The 13,155-nt window shown below is 64.6% G+C and carries 13 protein-coding genes; 9 read left to right on the top strand and 4 right to left on the bottom strand.

What is annotated here, in order from left to right; all coding sequences use genetic code 11:
* Positions 1-2 precede the first annotated feature (2 nt).
* Both NY08_RS13920 and NY08_RS13915 read right to left on the bottom strand, forming a co-directional pair.
* Entirely contained in the window at positions 3-2,393 is a 2,391-nt protein-coding gene (locus tag NY08_RS13920; protein WP_045196938.1) for a phosphoketolase family protein, read from the bottom strand.
* On the bottom strand, positions 2,390-3,268 hold the full coding sequence (locus tag NY08_RS13915) for a universal stress protein (RefSeq protein WP_045196936.1): 879 nt from the start codon (positions 3,266-3,268) through the stop codon (positions 2,390-2,392). The genes NY08_RS13920 and NY08_RS13915 overlap by 4 nt, the downstream gene beginning before the upstream one ends.
* Before the next feature lie 127 nt (positions 3,269-3,395).
* Between NY08_RS13915 and NY08_RS13910 the strand changes: the two genes are divergently transcribed.
* The 6 genes from NY08_RS13910 to NY08_RS13885 all read left to right on the top strand — a co-directional run bounded on the left by NY08_RS13910 (position 3,396) and on the right by NY08_RS13885 (position 8,871).
* A complete protein-coding gene (locus tag NY08_RS13910; RefSeq protein WP_045196934.1) occupies positions 3,396-3,812 on the top strand; it encodes a DUF6153 family protein in 417 nt (138 codons plus the stop codon).
* Positions 3,813-3,894: 82 nt separating this feature from the next.
* Positions 3,895-4,521, top strand: a complete 627-nt coding sequence (locus NY08_RS13905; protein ID WP_045200413.1) for a DUF305 domain-containing protein — start codon at positions 3,895-3,897, stop codon at positions 4,519-4,521.
* 109 nt (positions 4,522-4,630) lie between these two features.
* Positions 4,631-5,953: an NAD(P)/FAD-dependent oxidoreductase gene (locus NY08_RS13900; RefSeq protein WP_045196933.1), complete on the top strand. Its 1,323-nt coding sequence runs from the start codon at positions 4,631-4,633 to the stop codon at positions 5,951-5,953.
* Between the two features lie 95 nt (positions 5,954-6,048).
* Positions 6,049-7,326, top strand: coding sequence for a hypothetical protein (locus NY08_RS13895; RefSeq protein ID WP_045196931.1), 1,278 nt, complete (start codon positions 6,049-6,051; stop codon positions 7,324-7,326).
* 177 nt (positions 7,327-7,503) lie between these two features.
* On the top strand, positions 7,504-8,469 hold the full coding sequence (locus tag NY08_RS13890; RefSeq protein WP_442970842.1) for an alpha/beta hydrolase: 966 nt from the start codon (positions 7,504-7,506) through the stop codon (positions 8,467-8,469).
* A 105-nt stretch (positions 8,470-8,574) separates the two neighbouring features.
* On the top strand, positions 8,575-8,871 hold the full coding sequence (locus NY08_RS13885) for a hypothetical protein (RefSeq protein ID WP_032376174.1): 297 nt from the start codon (positions 8,575-8,577) through the stop codon (positions 8,869-8,871).
* Between the two features lie 74 nt (positions 8,872-8,945).
* On the opposite strand, the gene NY08_RS26650 is transcribed toward NY08_RS13885, so the two are convergent.
* Both NY08_RS26650 and NY08_RS13870 read right to left on the bottom strand, forming a co-directional pair.
* Positions 8,946-9,536, bottom strand: a complete 591-nt coding sequence (locus NY08_RS26650) for a CsbD family protein (protein ID WP_082073804.1) — start codon at positions 9,534-9,536, stop codon at positions 8,946-8,948.
* Between the two features lie 153 nt (positions 9,537-9,689).
* Entirely contained in the window at positions 9,690-9,884 is a 195-nt protein-coding gene (locus NY08_RS13870) for a hypothetical protein (RefSeq protein WP_045196926.1), read from the bottom strand.
* 199 nt (positions 9,885-10,083) lie between these two features.
* Between NY08_RS13870 and NY08_RS13865 the strand changes: the two genes are divergently transcribed.
* The 3 genes from NY08_RS13865 to NY08_RS13855 are packed head-to-tail and all read left to right on the top strand — an operon-like array spanning position 10,084 to position 13,144.
* Complete coding sequence (locus tag NY08_RS13865) at positions 10,084-11,652, top strand: flavin-containing monooxygenase (RefSeq protein WP_045200410.1); 1,569 nt, start codon at positions 10,084-10,086, stop codon at positions 11,650-11,652.
* Entirely contained in the window at positions 11,649-12,470 is an 822-nt protein-coding gene (locus NY08_RS13860; protein ID WP_082073802.1) for an alpha/beta fold hydrolase, read from the top strand. The genes NY08_RS13865 and NY08_RS13860 overlap by 4 nt, the downstream gene beginning before the upstream one ends.
* Positions 12,467-13,144: a TetR/AcrR family transcriptional regulator gene (locus NY08_RS13855; RefSeq protein ID WP_045196924.1), complete on the top strand. Its 678-nt coding sequence runs from the start codon at positions 12,467-12,469 to the stop codon at positions 13,142-13,144. Before NY08_RS13860 ends, NY08_RS13855 begins: the two co-directional genes overlap by 4 nt.
* Positions 13,145-13,155: the final 11 nt, after the last annotated feature.

The raw sequence follows: 13,155 nt of genomic DNA, 5'->3' as shown, positions 1-13,155 counted from the left end.
AGTCACGACCACCGCCACTGCCGAATCTCGGGGAGGTCCTCGAAGTGCTCCCGGATGTAGGCGTCGTGTCGTGCGAGTCGGTCCTGGCAGTGCTGCCGCAGTTCCTCGGCACCGGCCGGCGCAGTGTGCGCTCGGTCCAGTGCAGCGAGCGCGAGGTGATACCGACTGATCTTGTTCAGCACCACCATGTCGAACGGTGTTGTCGTGGTGCCCTGTTCGATGAATCCGCGAACGTGGAACCGTTGGGGTTCGGGTCTGCCGTGCACCAGTTGATGCACCGCACGGGGATAACCGTGGAACGCGAAGACCACATCGACCGACGCGGTGAACAGATCCACGAACTGCTCGTCGGAGAATCCGTGCGGATGATCGACGACGGGGAGCAGCGCCATCAGATCGATGACGTTGACCACGCGAACCCTGAGTTCGGGAGTCCACGTGCGCAACAAGTCTGCGGCAGCGAGGGTTTCCTCGGTCGGCACGTCGCCGGCACAGGCCAGCACTATCGCGGGGTCCTCGTCGGCATCGGCCACTTCGGTGCCGGCCCAGTCCCAGCGGGACGCACCGGCCGCTGCGTGCGCGCGTGCCTCGGGAAGCGTCAGATACTGCGGGTGACTCTGCTTGTCCACCACCAGAACGTTGACGTGACCTCGACTGCGGAAGCAGTGATCGGCAACGGCGAGCAGGGTATTGGAGTCCGGTGGCAGCCATACGCGCACCACGTCCGGCGCCAGGGGAATCACCGCGTCGATCAGCCCGGGACCCTGATGGCTGAATCCGTTGTGGTCGTTGCGCCAACACGTGCTGGTGAGCAGCACGTTGAGCGACGCAACGGGTGCGCGCCAGGGGAGCGTTGCCGCGTGCTGGAGCCACTTGGTGTGCTGGATCAGCATCGACACGCTCACCATGGCAAAGGCCTCGTAGCTCGCGAACAGGCCGTGTCGACCCGACAGCAAGTACGCCTCGAGCCAGCCCTCGCACAGATGCTCGCTGAGCACCTCCATCACGCGGCCGTCGGGACCGAGATCGTCGTCGAACTCGGTGGTCGGCAGCTGCCAGCACCGGTCGGTGGCCTCGAACACGGCCTGCAGGCGGTTGCTCGCGGTCTCGTCGGGACAGAACAGGCGAAAGTTGCCGCCGCCGTTGGGCTGGGCGTTGTCGAGGTAGATATCGCGCATCATCTCCCCGAGTACGGTGGTCGTCTCGTGCGACGTGCGACCAGGGGACTCGACGGTGAGCGCGTAGTTCTCGAGGTCTCGAATGACCAAGGGCTGCAGCAGCACACCGCCGTTTGCGTACGGGGTGGCACCGAGACGTTCGGTGCCCGACGGTACGAGCTCCCGAATCGACGCCACCGGGGCACCGTTGTCGTCGAACAACGATCGGGGATCGTAGGACAGCAGCCACTTCTCGAGCAGTTCCAGGTGTGCAGGATTCTCCTGGACACCCGACAACGGCACCTGGTGCGCCCAGTGGGTGCCCTCGATGCGCTTGCCGTCCACCTCGTGCGGACCGGTCCAGCCCTTGGGCGTACGCAGAACGATGGCGGGCCAGGCGATGTCGCCTCGTGGGTTGCCGCCTCGTGCGGCGTGCCGAACTCTCCCGATCGCATCGTGGGCGCGAGTGAGGGCAGATTCGAGGGCCGGGAACACCTCTCGCGGGTCGGTGCCCTCGACGAAGATCGGTGTCCACCCCTGGCTCCGTAGGAAGCGTTCGACTGCCAGGTCGGCGCTACGGCCGAGAACCGTCGGGCCGGAGATCTTTCCATCGTTGAGATGCAGGATCGGCAACACTGCGCCGTCACGGACCGGGTTGAGAAAGGCGGGGATCTTCCACGAACCGGACAGGGGACCGGTTTCGGCCTCACCGTCCCCGACTACACAGGCGACGATCAGATCGGGATTGTCGAACGCTGCGCCGGCGGCGTGGACGAGGGCGTAGCCCAGCTCGCCGCCCTCGTGAATGCTGCCCGGGGTCTGTACGCTCACGTGGCTCGGAATGCCTCCGGGAGTGGAGAATTGACGGCACAGCCGTCGGACTCCGTCGCTGTCGAGCGAGATGTCCGGGTAGATCTCGCTGTACGTGCCTTCGAGGTAGGTGTTCGCCACCATCGCCGGGCCGCCGTGTCCCGGCCCGGTGACGTACAGCCAGTCCGAATGGGTTCGGCGAATCACGCGGTTGAGGAGGGTGTAGATCATCGACAGGCCGGGACTGGTGCCCCAATGCCCGAGCAGCCTCGGCTTGATGTGCTCCGCTTCCAGTGGCCGACGCAGCAATACGTTGTCCTGCAGGTAGATCTGAGCCACCGTCAGATAGTTCGCCGCAGCCCAATAACGCAGGTCTGCGTCCAGTTTCTCGGAATCGTATGTGGTGTCGACGGTCGGCGTGGTCATCGGTTCGTGGGAACGACGACGACGGGAACGTCCACCGAATGCAGCACCGCACGTGAGGTGGAACCGAGAAGCATCGACGCGAATCCGCCCCGACCACGGCTCCCCACGACGATCAACTGCGCAGTATCGGACGCACGGACCAGTTCACGAACCGGCCTGTCCCGAACCACCACCCGGTGGATGGTGACGTCCGGATAGTCCTCCGACCATCCGGCCAGGCTCTCCGCCAACGACGTCTTCTCGGCGAGTTCGGAGTCGACCCACGGTCCCTCGTCGTCGCGCGTCAACACGCTGCCCAGTTCGAGGTCGCTCCAGGCGTGCACCGCAACGAGGTCGACCCCCCGCAGCGATGCTTCCTGGAGGGCGAACCCGATGGCCGGTTGGCTGTTGGACGTGCAATCCACACCGACGACGACCGGTCCGTCGCCGACGATGGTCGACTTGATCACTGCCACAGGGCATTTGGCGTGCGATACCACCGCGGTGCTGACCGACCCGATCAGTCCGCCGGTGAACTCGCCGAGACCCCTCGACCCGACCACGATCATGGCTGGTGCGACGTCGAAATGCGTCAGGTTTCTTGCAGCGGAGCCGTGCTCGAGGCGAGTGTCGAGAATCAGTGAATTACCGGCCGCCGTCTTGTGCGCAGCATCGACCGCTGCGGTCAGCACACGCTTGGCCTCGATATCGGGGTCCGTGAACGCGCCCATCCGAAGGCTGATGGCGTCACCGTAGGTTCCCGGTGCAAACAGCGACGACGTGACCAGCTCGAGCGGGGCGTGGCGTCGAACAGCCTCGCGCGTCGCCCAGCGGACCGCGCCGAGGGATGTGGCGGATCCGTCGACTCCGACGACTATCCGGTTCGATGCAGTCATGACCTTGTCCCGTCCATTGACCTTCGCGTGTGGAACACCTCGAGCATTACCGAGTGGGGCCGATGCGGACAGAGGCGGAAGTCCTTCGGTGCGGGGCGGAAGTCCCTACCAGTTACCCCTAGGGGGTATGTCTTGCTATCGTCGATGTCATGCATTCAGTGATCCGACGCAGTCGCCGGGCTTCGCCTCGGCGACCGGATTGCTGATCGCGCTGACGATCCTCGGGGTGCTGCTGATGCACTCGGTGACACCGACCATGTCGGTGAGCAGCGAACACGCTGCCATGGCGTCGACGACCCACCACGAGGATCCGGTACAGGTGGCGGCCGGCGAACACGACTGCCCGTCGACGCATCAGATGATGCATCCGTGCGCGGGAACCACGGTGGCGTGGGCTGCGTTGTCGGTCCCGGCGACGAGCGTCGATGTCGTCCACGCCCCGATGTCGGACGACGGTATCGGTGGGCGCACCGACTCCATCTCGGAGCGTGCGCCGCCGTGGACCCTCTGGGAGCTGGACAGATCGGTGACCTTGCGAGTGTGACAGGGAGCCCGGTGGACGGACGACCACCGGCGAATCGGCATACCCAGATCCCTGTATTTCGCACTTGTTCAAGGAGATTCACATGCGTACAACACTCGTCTCTTCGCTGGCCGCTGCCACCGTGAGCGCATTCCTTCTCGCCGGCTGCAGTAGCGACGACTCGTCGATGGACGGCCATTCGATGGGGTCGCCGAACTCGTCGTCGGAATCCTCGGCGTCGTCTGACCAGGCCGACGCGTCGGCAGAATTCAACGATGCGGACGTGATGTTCGCGCAGATGATGTACCCGCACCATGCGCAGGCGGTCGAGATGGCGGCAATGGTCGAGGGCCGCACCGAGAATCCGGACGTAGTGGCCTTGGCGTCGGCGATCGAAGCCGCTCAGCAACCCGAGATGGACCGGATGACCGCCTGGCTCACAGAGTGGGGCCAGCCCATGCCCGACATGGACATGGACATGGGCGGTATGGACCACAGCTCGGGCATGGGCATGATGACTCAGCAGGACATGGACGCATTGAGCGCGGCCACCGGTGGCGAGTTCGACAGTCAGTGGCTGACGATGATGATCGAGCACCACGAAGGTGCGATCGAGATGGCGAACGTGGAGATCGAAGACGGGACATTCCCGCAAGCACAGGAGATGGCTCGCACGATCGTGGCCTCACAGCAGCAGGAAATCGACACCATGCGGACGTTGCTCGGCTGAGCTGCACCGAAGCGAGGGCCGCATCCCCGTATCGGGGGTGCGGCCCTCGAGTACGCTGAAAAATCGGAGAATCCTTCTCCGCACATCGGTCCGAGGGAGACAGTTCGCAATGGCACGTCGACGGGTTGTGGTCATCGGTGGAGGATTCGGCGGACTCCACGCGGCACGGCGTCTGCGCAACGAAGACGTCGATGTTACCGTGCTCGAGCGCGGTACCTCGCACGTCTTCCAGCCGCTGCTCTACCAATGCGCCACCGGTCTGGTGTCGGAGGGCTCGATCGCCAGTCCGCTGCGACACCTGCTGCGCAAACAGAAGAACGTGTATGTGGCACTGGGTGAAGCGACCTCGGTGACCCCCGGTGTCGACGGCTCAGCGGGTGACGGCGGAGTGGTGACGGCGAGCCGATTCGACGGCTCGACCTTCGAGCTGCCCTACGACTACCTCGTCGTCGCCGTCGGAATGCAGCAGGCGTACCACGGCCACGACGAATACGTGCAGTGGGCACCGGGCATGAAGACCCTCGACGACGCCCTTGCGATCAGACGAAAGTTGATCTCCGCCTTCGAGATGGCCGAGTCTCTCCCCACCCCCGAGGAGCGCAGGCCGTGGCTCACCTTCGCGGTGGCCGGTGGAGGCCCGACCGGAGTCGAATTAGCCGGCCAGATAAGAGAACTCGCCACCAGAGCGTTGGCAAAGGAGTTCGATTCGATTCACCCGTCGGAAGCGCGAGTTCTGCTGTTCCACGGCGGCGACCGCGTACTCGAATCGTTCCCCGACTCGCTGACGAAGAAAGCGCAACGCACCCTCGATGCCGTCGGCGTGGAAACGCATCTCGGTGTACACGTCACCGACGTCACGGCCACCGACGTCGAGGTCACGGCCAAAGCCGAACCCAAGACCGCCACACGCTACGACACCCGCACCGTGCTGTGGACCGCAGGCGTGGAAGCTGTCCCGTTCGTGAAGCAACTCGCCGACGCCATGGGAGTGGAGCAGGACCGATCGGGACGCATCGCCGTGCAACCGGATCTCTCGATCCCCGGACACCCCAACGTCTTCGTCGTCGGAGACATCATGTCGCTGAACAAGCTTGCGGGAGTCGCCGAGGTGGCCATGCAGGGCGGCCGAGCGGCGGGCGCGGCAATCGCAGCGGACCTAACCGCCTCTGCGCGAAAGGATTTCAAGTACCGAGACCTCGGAACCGCGGCCTACATCGCCCGCGGACACGCACTGGTGCAGGCCGGGCCGCTGCGCATGTCCGGGTTCCTCGGCTGGGTCTCGTGGGGCGTCATCCACATCGCGTTCCTCGCCGGCAACCGCAATCGCGTCGGGACACTGATCAACTGGGCCGCAACCCTGGCCACCGGCACCCGACGCGAACGAGCCATCACCTACGGCGACCCCGAAACGGCGCGGAAGCCGTACAACTGATCTCCTTGTCACGTCAGTTGCTGCAGGCGTCGACGGAGTCAGCTTGTGCGGTTGTCGTGTCCCCGGCTCCGAGGCAGCACCTCTAAGTTCGAGACATGATCGCAGATCGGTACGGGTCCGTTCTGGCAACGGTATGCGGTGGATTCGTTGCCGGATACTCGATTCGGGAATCGCTCGGCTGGGATGTGTTCCACATCGAGTCGTCGGGCAAGTGGTACGGGGCGTTCGTCTCCGCGCAGTGGGCAGGCTTCCTGGCCGTGTCGGTGGCCGTGCTCGTGCTGGCCGTCGTACATTCTCGGCACTCCTCGGTAGCGGCTGCAGTGGCCGCGGCGGTCGGGGCAATGGTGATTGCACTGCCGTCGTTCGTGCCGATCGCCGCCAATCAAGCGGTGACCACCAACGCCCTCGGCGCGGGCGCTCTGGTGGGCGTATGCGGTGTCATCGTCGGCGGACGCAGAGTTCCGTCTGCCGGCATCGCAACAGGGCTGCTGGGCTCGATGCTGTTCTACGACGCGATCTCTGCGCTACGCGGACCGCGTGAGGGGCGGTGGATGGATGGTCTGGCACCGTTTTACGTCGAATCGACCGTCCCATTGCTCGTTCTCCTCGTGACCGCAGTGCTGCTGGTCGCGACGGCCCGGCGAGCACTCGTGATCGGATTCGAGGCGTCCGATGCTGCAGTCGTCGGCGTACTCGCCCTCGTGTACCTGATCGTCTACACCTACCTCGGCAACACGGCGTCGACGACGAGGCTGTGGATGTTCGCCGTGGTGATCGCCGTCGTATCGACGTACGCCGTCGCGCTGAAGCTCGACGGTCGCGACGGGAGATGCCTCATGCTGGGGTTGGCGATCGCGGTGTCCGGGGTGAACTCGCTGGGATGGTCCAACGCGTCGTGGTGGGTATTCGCTGCCGCCGCTGTGCTGTTCGTCGGCGCAGTACGGGTGGGTCTGCACCGAGACCTGTCGACCCTCGCGCTCGTGCTGCTCGCCGTGGTCACGGCCACCGGTCTGCTCGCGATCGACGACGGTGCGGTCAATGTCGTTGGAACCGTTGCGTATTGCACTCTGTATCCGGTCGCCCTCGGCCTGGCCGTCGGATCGATGCAACCGGTGCGCGCGGTGGCGTCGAGCATCACGCCCCTGATTCCGTTCGCGCTGACGCTGTTCTGGGTGTCGGCTCCGGTGCCGCCGCGAGAATTCTTCTGGACGGACGGCACATCCGACGACTACGAGCGGCCCATCGTCTCGCTGTATTCGCCGCTGCCCGTGGGTGTGGTGACTGCGGTGATCGTCGTCGCGGCCTGCATTTTCGCCACCCGCGGCGACCGCCCGGACCATCACGATCGAGTCTCGGAATCGTCCGGTCCGTGACGCTTCGGACGGTTGCTCGAGGTAACGTCACCTCATCTTCGGCCGATGTAGAGACTCGACCGGTGTAACTCGACGAAAAGGTGAAACAGCGTGCCACGATCTCGACGACACGGCTTCCGGCGAATCGGTTCGGCTACGGCCGTCGCCCTCGCAGTGGCGATTCTTCCGACCGCGCTGATGACGCCCGTCGCGTCCGCAGACGAACTGCCTGCGGCCACGACGCAGTCGAGCAACGGATCGCGAATCGAGTCGGTGAACACCCTCGACAACCGCCAGGTTCAGCTCCAGGTGTTCTCGGCGTCGATGAACCGCACCATTCCCGTGACGGTGCAGCGCCCCGCCGACGAGAGCGTGTCCCGCCCGGTGCTGTACCTGCTCAACGGCGCAGGCGGCGGCGAGGATGCAGCATCGTGGCAGTCGCAGACCGACGCCGAGGCCTTCTTCTCGGACAAGAACGCGTACATCGTGACCCCGCAGAAGGGCAAGTGGTCGTACTACACCGACTGGCTGCAGGACGATCCGAAGCTCGGTAGCAACAAGTGGAGCACCTTCCTCGGCGAAGAACTGCCCCCGCTGATCGACGCCCAGTTCGACACCAACGGCCGCCAGTCGCTCGCAGCGCTGTCGATGACGGGCACCTCGGTTCTCAACATCGCGATCAAGTACCCGGGCAAGTTCACCGGCGTCGCTGCCTACAGTGGCTGCGCTCAGACCTCCGACCCCATCGGTCAGCAGTTCGTCAAGCTCGTCGTCGAGACCTACGGCGGCGGCAACGTCGAGAACATGTGGGGACCGCTCGACGGCCCCGTGTGGCGCGAGAACGATCCGCTGCTCAACGCCGAGAAGCTCCGCGGAACGCAGATCTACATGAGCACCGGTAGCGGCCTGCCGGGTGCACCGAACGACACCTACGCCAACCCGCGCCTGAAGAACGATCCGGCGACGCTCGCCAACCAGGTCATCGTCGGCGGCGGCATCGAAGTTGCCACCAACTTCTGCACCTCGAACCTTGCCAAGCGCCTCGACCAGCTCGGCATCCCGGCCACCGTGGACTTCCGCCCGATCGGAAACCACTCGTGGGGCTACTGGCAGGACGACCTGCACAAGTCCTGGCCCTTCCTGGCGGGATCGCTCGGCATCTGATCCTCGGAACACCGAACAACGGCCACCTGCACCCCGCGTGCAGGTGGCCGTTCTTCGTTTCCCGAGGCGGTGGATCGGCGCAGAAATCGAACGTATGATCGAACGATGGCACGGCGCGCACAACCTCGACCGGCGTCCGCCGTGCGCCCCTTCAAGTTGCTCCGCCCGCCGCTGAAGGTCTGGATCGACCTGAACATCCTCTATCCACTACCGCCACACCACGCGTCGAAGTTCAACCCCGAGGGATTCGACGTACGACGCGTCGTACCGGGCGACCTGGTCGAATGGTCCATCACCGTGGACGGGGATTGGCTCGGTCGCGTCACGTACGAGTTGATGTCGCGAGACCGAAGCGAAACCGTCACGCACTGGGTGCCGAGCCGGGCACTCAAGCCCCTGTAGGGACGAACAAAAGGTGTAGGGACGAGAAAAGCCCCGCCTCGAACGGGAGGCGGGGCTTCTCTGTGCACTTACCTTCAGAAGCTGTGCTTGCGTGCCTTCTTGGCGAGCTTGCGGGTGGTGCGCTTCGACGGAACGAACAGGTGAGCGGCGCTGCGGCGACGGTTGCGTCGACGGATCAGCACGAACGCGACGGCACCGGCTGCGGCTGCGATGGCGGCGATGACCGGAGTGCCGACCTTCGCGGCCTGGGCGACATCGTCGCTGTCGATGTTGCGAACCGTGTTCTTGACGTCGTCGGCGACGGCGGAGGCTTTGTCGGCTGCCTTGTCGGCGACCTGGGAGGCCTTCTCCTTCACATCGTCGACGTCGACGTTCTGGACCTTGTCCTTGACCGTGTCCTTGACATCCTCTGCCACGTCGGCGGCCTTGTCGGCAACGTCGGAGGCTGCGTGCTTGGCTTCCTTGGCGGCATCGGTTGCGGTGTCGGCCACATTCTCGGCCGCGTCGGACACGGAGTCTGCAGCCTGGTGGGTGTTGGCCTTGGCCTGATCCGTTGCACCCTCGGCGCGGAGGCTGTCGTCACCGGTGGCCTCGCCGACCTTCTCCTTCGCAGTCCCGGCCAGTTCCTCTGCCTTGTGCTGAGCCTTGTCGATGAAGTCGGCCATCGGTGCGTACCTCTTTCGTGTAGGTCGTCTCCGGACATCCGGAGCTGGGGGCGTCGCGGACGACGCCGATAAGTATGAGTCGATCCGGCTGCTCCGAAACATACGTCCTACAGGAGTGTGATGGGTCACTATCGACGGTCGGGGCTTCCGGGTTCATCGTTGGCGTCGACGGCTCCGCAGTCGCTTCGGCCAGGTCGACCGCGTCGGCTTGTACGCGCCGGCGAGGGCGCGTCGGTCGAAGTCCATGCCTGCGCCGCGCGAGGTGAACAGAAGGAGAGCGATGACTCCTGCGGCCCCGACCACCACGGGAGTCATCGGGTACTGGTCCCGGTCGAGATGGGGGTGCATCCGGTGAGCTCACGGGTCGTTCCGTGGGCTCCACTCCCAACGGAGGGTGTGAGGTTCATGATGGATTCCTCTCATCGGTATGCGTCGAGGCTGCCATTGACATCACCACTCGTCAATGGCACATTGTGTGATGTAGGTCGCGATTGCCTGCTCGATCGGTCGAAATCGCGGTGGTGTTCGGCAAACAGTGAGGCGCGGCGTGACGAAAAGCCAAGGTCGGTGGCCCGAGTTCGACGGTTCCGACGACAACGTCGAGGACGTTCTCATCATCGGTGCCGGTATATCGGGCATCGGAGCCGCATATCGCTTGCAGCAGATGGCGCCGGAGCTCAGCTACGCGATTCTCGAAGGTCGCGAGCGAGCAGGCGGTACCTGGGATCTGTTCCGATACCCCGGTATTCGCTCCGACAGTGACATCTTCACGTTCTCGTTCCCGCACACGCCGTGGCAGGGCGACACACTGCTCGCTCACGGAGAAGACATCCGCAACTACATCGTCGATACCGCCTACGCCAACGGAATCGACGAGCGCACGCGTTTCTCGACCATGGTCACCGCAGCGAACTGGGACTCGTCGACGGACATGTGGACGGTCGACGCCCTGACGAACGGTGTTCCCACGACCTACCGCAGTCGATTCCTGTTCCTGTGCACCGGCTACTTCGACTATTCGGGCGGGTACACCCCCGACCTTCCCGGGCTGGACGAGTTCACCGGTCAGGTGGTGCATCCGCAGCAGTGGCCCGAGGACCTCGATCACTCCGGCAAGAAGGTCGTCGTGATCGGAAGTGGAGCAACCGCAATCACATTGGTGCCCACGCTTGCGGCCGAGGCCGCGTCGGTGACGATGCTGCAGCGCTCACCGACCTACATAGCGTCGCTGCCGATGACCGATCCGTTCACCACGATCACCAAACGCCTGCTTCCGGACACGCTCGCGCACAGCGCACTTCGCTGGCGCAACGCCCTGTTGATGGTCGGTTCCTACCAGCTCTGCCGCCGTGCACCGAAGACGGCCCGCAAGGTCTTTCGCGCGATGACGAAAGCCCAACTGCCGCGAGGGTACGACGTCGACAAGCACTTCAAGCCGACGTACGCCCCGTGGGACCAGCGGCTGTGCGTCGTACCCGACGGCGATCTGTTCGAGGCCATCCGCTCCGGTCGAGCGAGCGTGGTGACCGACCGAATCGCCGAGATCACCGCCGACGGCATCCTGCTGGAATCGGGCGACGAAATCCCGGCCGACATCATCGTCACCGCAACGGGATTGAAGCTGCAGGCGTTCGGCGGTATCGAGTTGTCGCTGGACGGTGAGCGGCTCGAAGCGCACGACAAGTTCGTCTACAAGGGCCACATGCTCGAGGACGTACCCAACGTCGCATGGTCCATCGGGTACACCAACGCATCGTGGACGCTCAAGGCGGACATGACAGCGCAGGCTGTGGCCAAACTCCTGGTGTACATGCGATCTCACGGATACACCCATGCGATCCCGGACCGGCAGGGCAAAGCTGTCGACTCTCGTCCGGTCGTCGATCTGGCGGCCGGTTACGTCACGCGGTCTCTGAACGAGCTACCGAAATCGGGGACCGAACGCCCGTGGTCGGTGCGCCAGAACTACATTCTGGACAGAATCGACGCACGGTTCGACGATCTGACGGAATCGATGACCTTCGGCCGTGCGGCGAAGTCGAGTGCGGCTGGGACGGCCTCGTCGGGAACGGCGAACGTGTATCGCATCCAGCCGAGAAAGATCGGTATGCAGTGACGTCGGACATCGATGGACTCACCCTGGCTCACACGATCCGGGGTGAGGGCCCTACCTTGGTGCTCATTCACGGCATCGTGCACCGGCAACACGCGTGGGACAGCGTCGTCGAGACTCTGGCACGGCACCGGCGAGTGGTGACGGTGGATCTGCCCGGCCACGGAGCGTCACCGGAACTGCCCACCGAGGAATTCGACCTCGGTCCGTGGATCGTGGCAGAGCTCGAGCGCTTCCTCGAGCACGTGGCCGTGGACGGTGAGAAGCCACACGTGGCCGGAAATTCGCTGGGTGGGTACTTCGCACTCGAGCTCGCGGCCCGTGGGTCGGTCGCCTCGGCCACCGCACTCTCACCGGCGGGCTTCTTCCGCGGCCACTGGGATCAGACACGAGCACTGCTCGTCTTTCGCTTTCTCAGGGCCGCGTCCCGGGTCATCGGTCCGATCGCACCGGCCGTCATGAGGAACGTCGTCGGTCGTACGATCGCCAACGGCGTGTTCTACGCCAAGCCGTGGCGAGTTCCGGCGGCGACGGCCACGATCGATGCGCTGAGCATCACCACCAACCGTGCGATCGACGCAGCGGGTAACGCGGTGCCGCGCTTCAGCGTTCCGGTCGACGAGACCGTTCCCGTCACCGTCGCGTGGGGGCGTCGCGACTGGGTTCTGCCGGTGTACCAGGCACCGCTGGTGCGTCGAATCTTTCCGCAGGCCGACGTGACGACGTACCCGGGGCTCGGACACGTGCCGATGTCGGACGATCCGGAGTTGGTGGCGTCGATTCTGCTGAGGGGATCACGAGCGGTATCGCAATCGGCATGAGCGTTGCGGTGAAGGTGGACGGTCGTAGCGACCGGTGGCGCGAGCACAGAATCACCCGGCGACGTGAACTGCTCGATCGCACACTGGCAGCAATTCGCGAGCACGGACACGACGTGGGTATGGATGCCATCGCCTCCGCGAACGGTGTCTCGAAAACCGTTCTGTACAAACATTTCACCGACAAGAAGGGTCTCGCCGACGCCGCGATGGCTCGATACGTCGAGACTGCACTGATGCCTCGGATCCAGGACGCGATGTCCGAGGACCTCGACGAGTACCGGCTCACCCGCGCAGTGATCGGTGCCTACGTCACGACGGTCGCCACCGATCCCGATATCTACATCTACGTCCACGCCAACAATGCAGTCAGCGGCAATCAGGAGATCATCACCGCGGCGGAGGGGCTGATCGCAGACTTGCTGGCCACGGTCATCATCGACAGATTCGGAGAGCGCGAGTTCTCGACGGCCGGCTCGATGCCCATCGCATTCGCCATGATCGGTGCGGTCCGGCTGGCATCGCACTGGTGGATCTTCGATCGAACCATGACGGCCGACGAACTCGTCGACTACCTCACCATGATGGTCTGGGGCGGAATCGCAGGCATAGCTCGCGCCGCGGGATCGGCTGCGACCTTCACGTCGGAGCCTCACTCGCTGACGCTCGAGGGCTGAACGCCCCACTC

It is taken from the genome of Rhodococcus sp. B7740 (assembly GCF_000954115.1).
In the GTDB taxonomy this organism is placed as follows: domain Bacteria; phylum Actinomycetota; class Actinomycetes; order Mycobacteriales; family Mycobacteriaceae; genus Rhodococcoides.
Note: the sequence above shows the minus strand (reverse complement) of the source record. Positions and strands in the feature narration are given on the sequence as shown.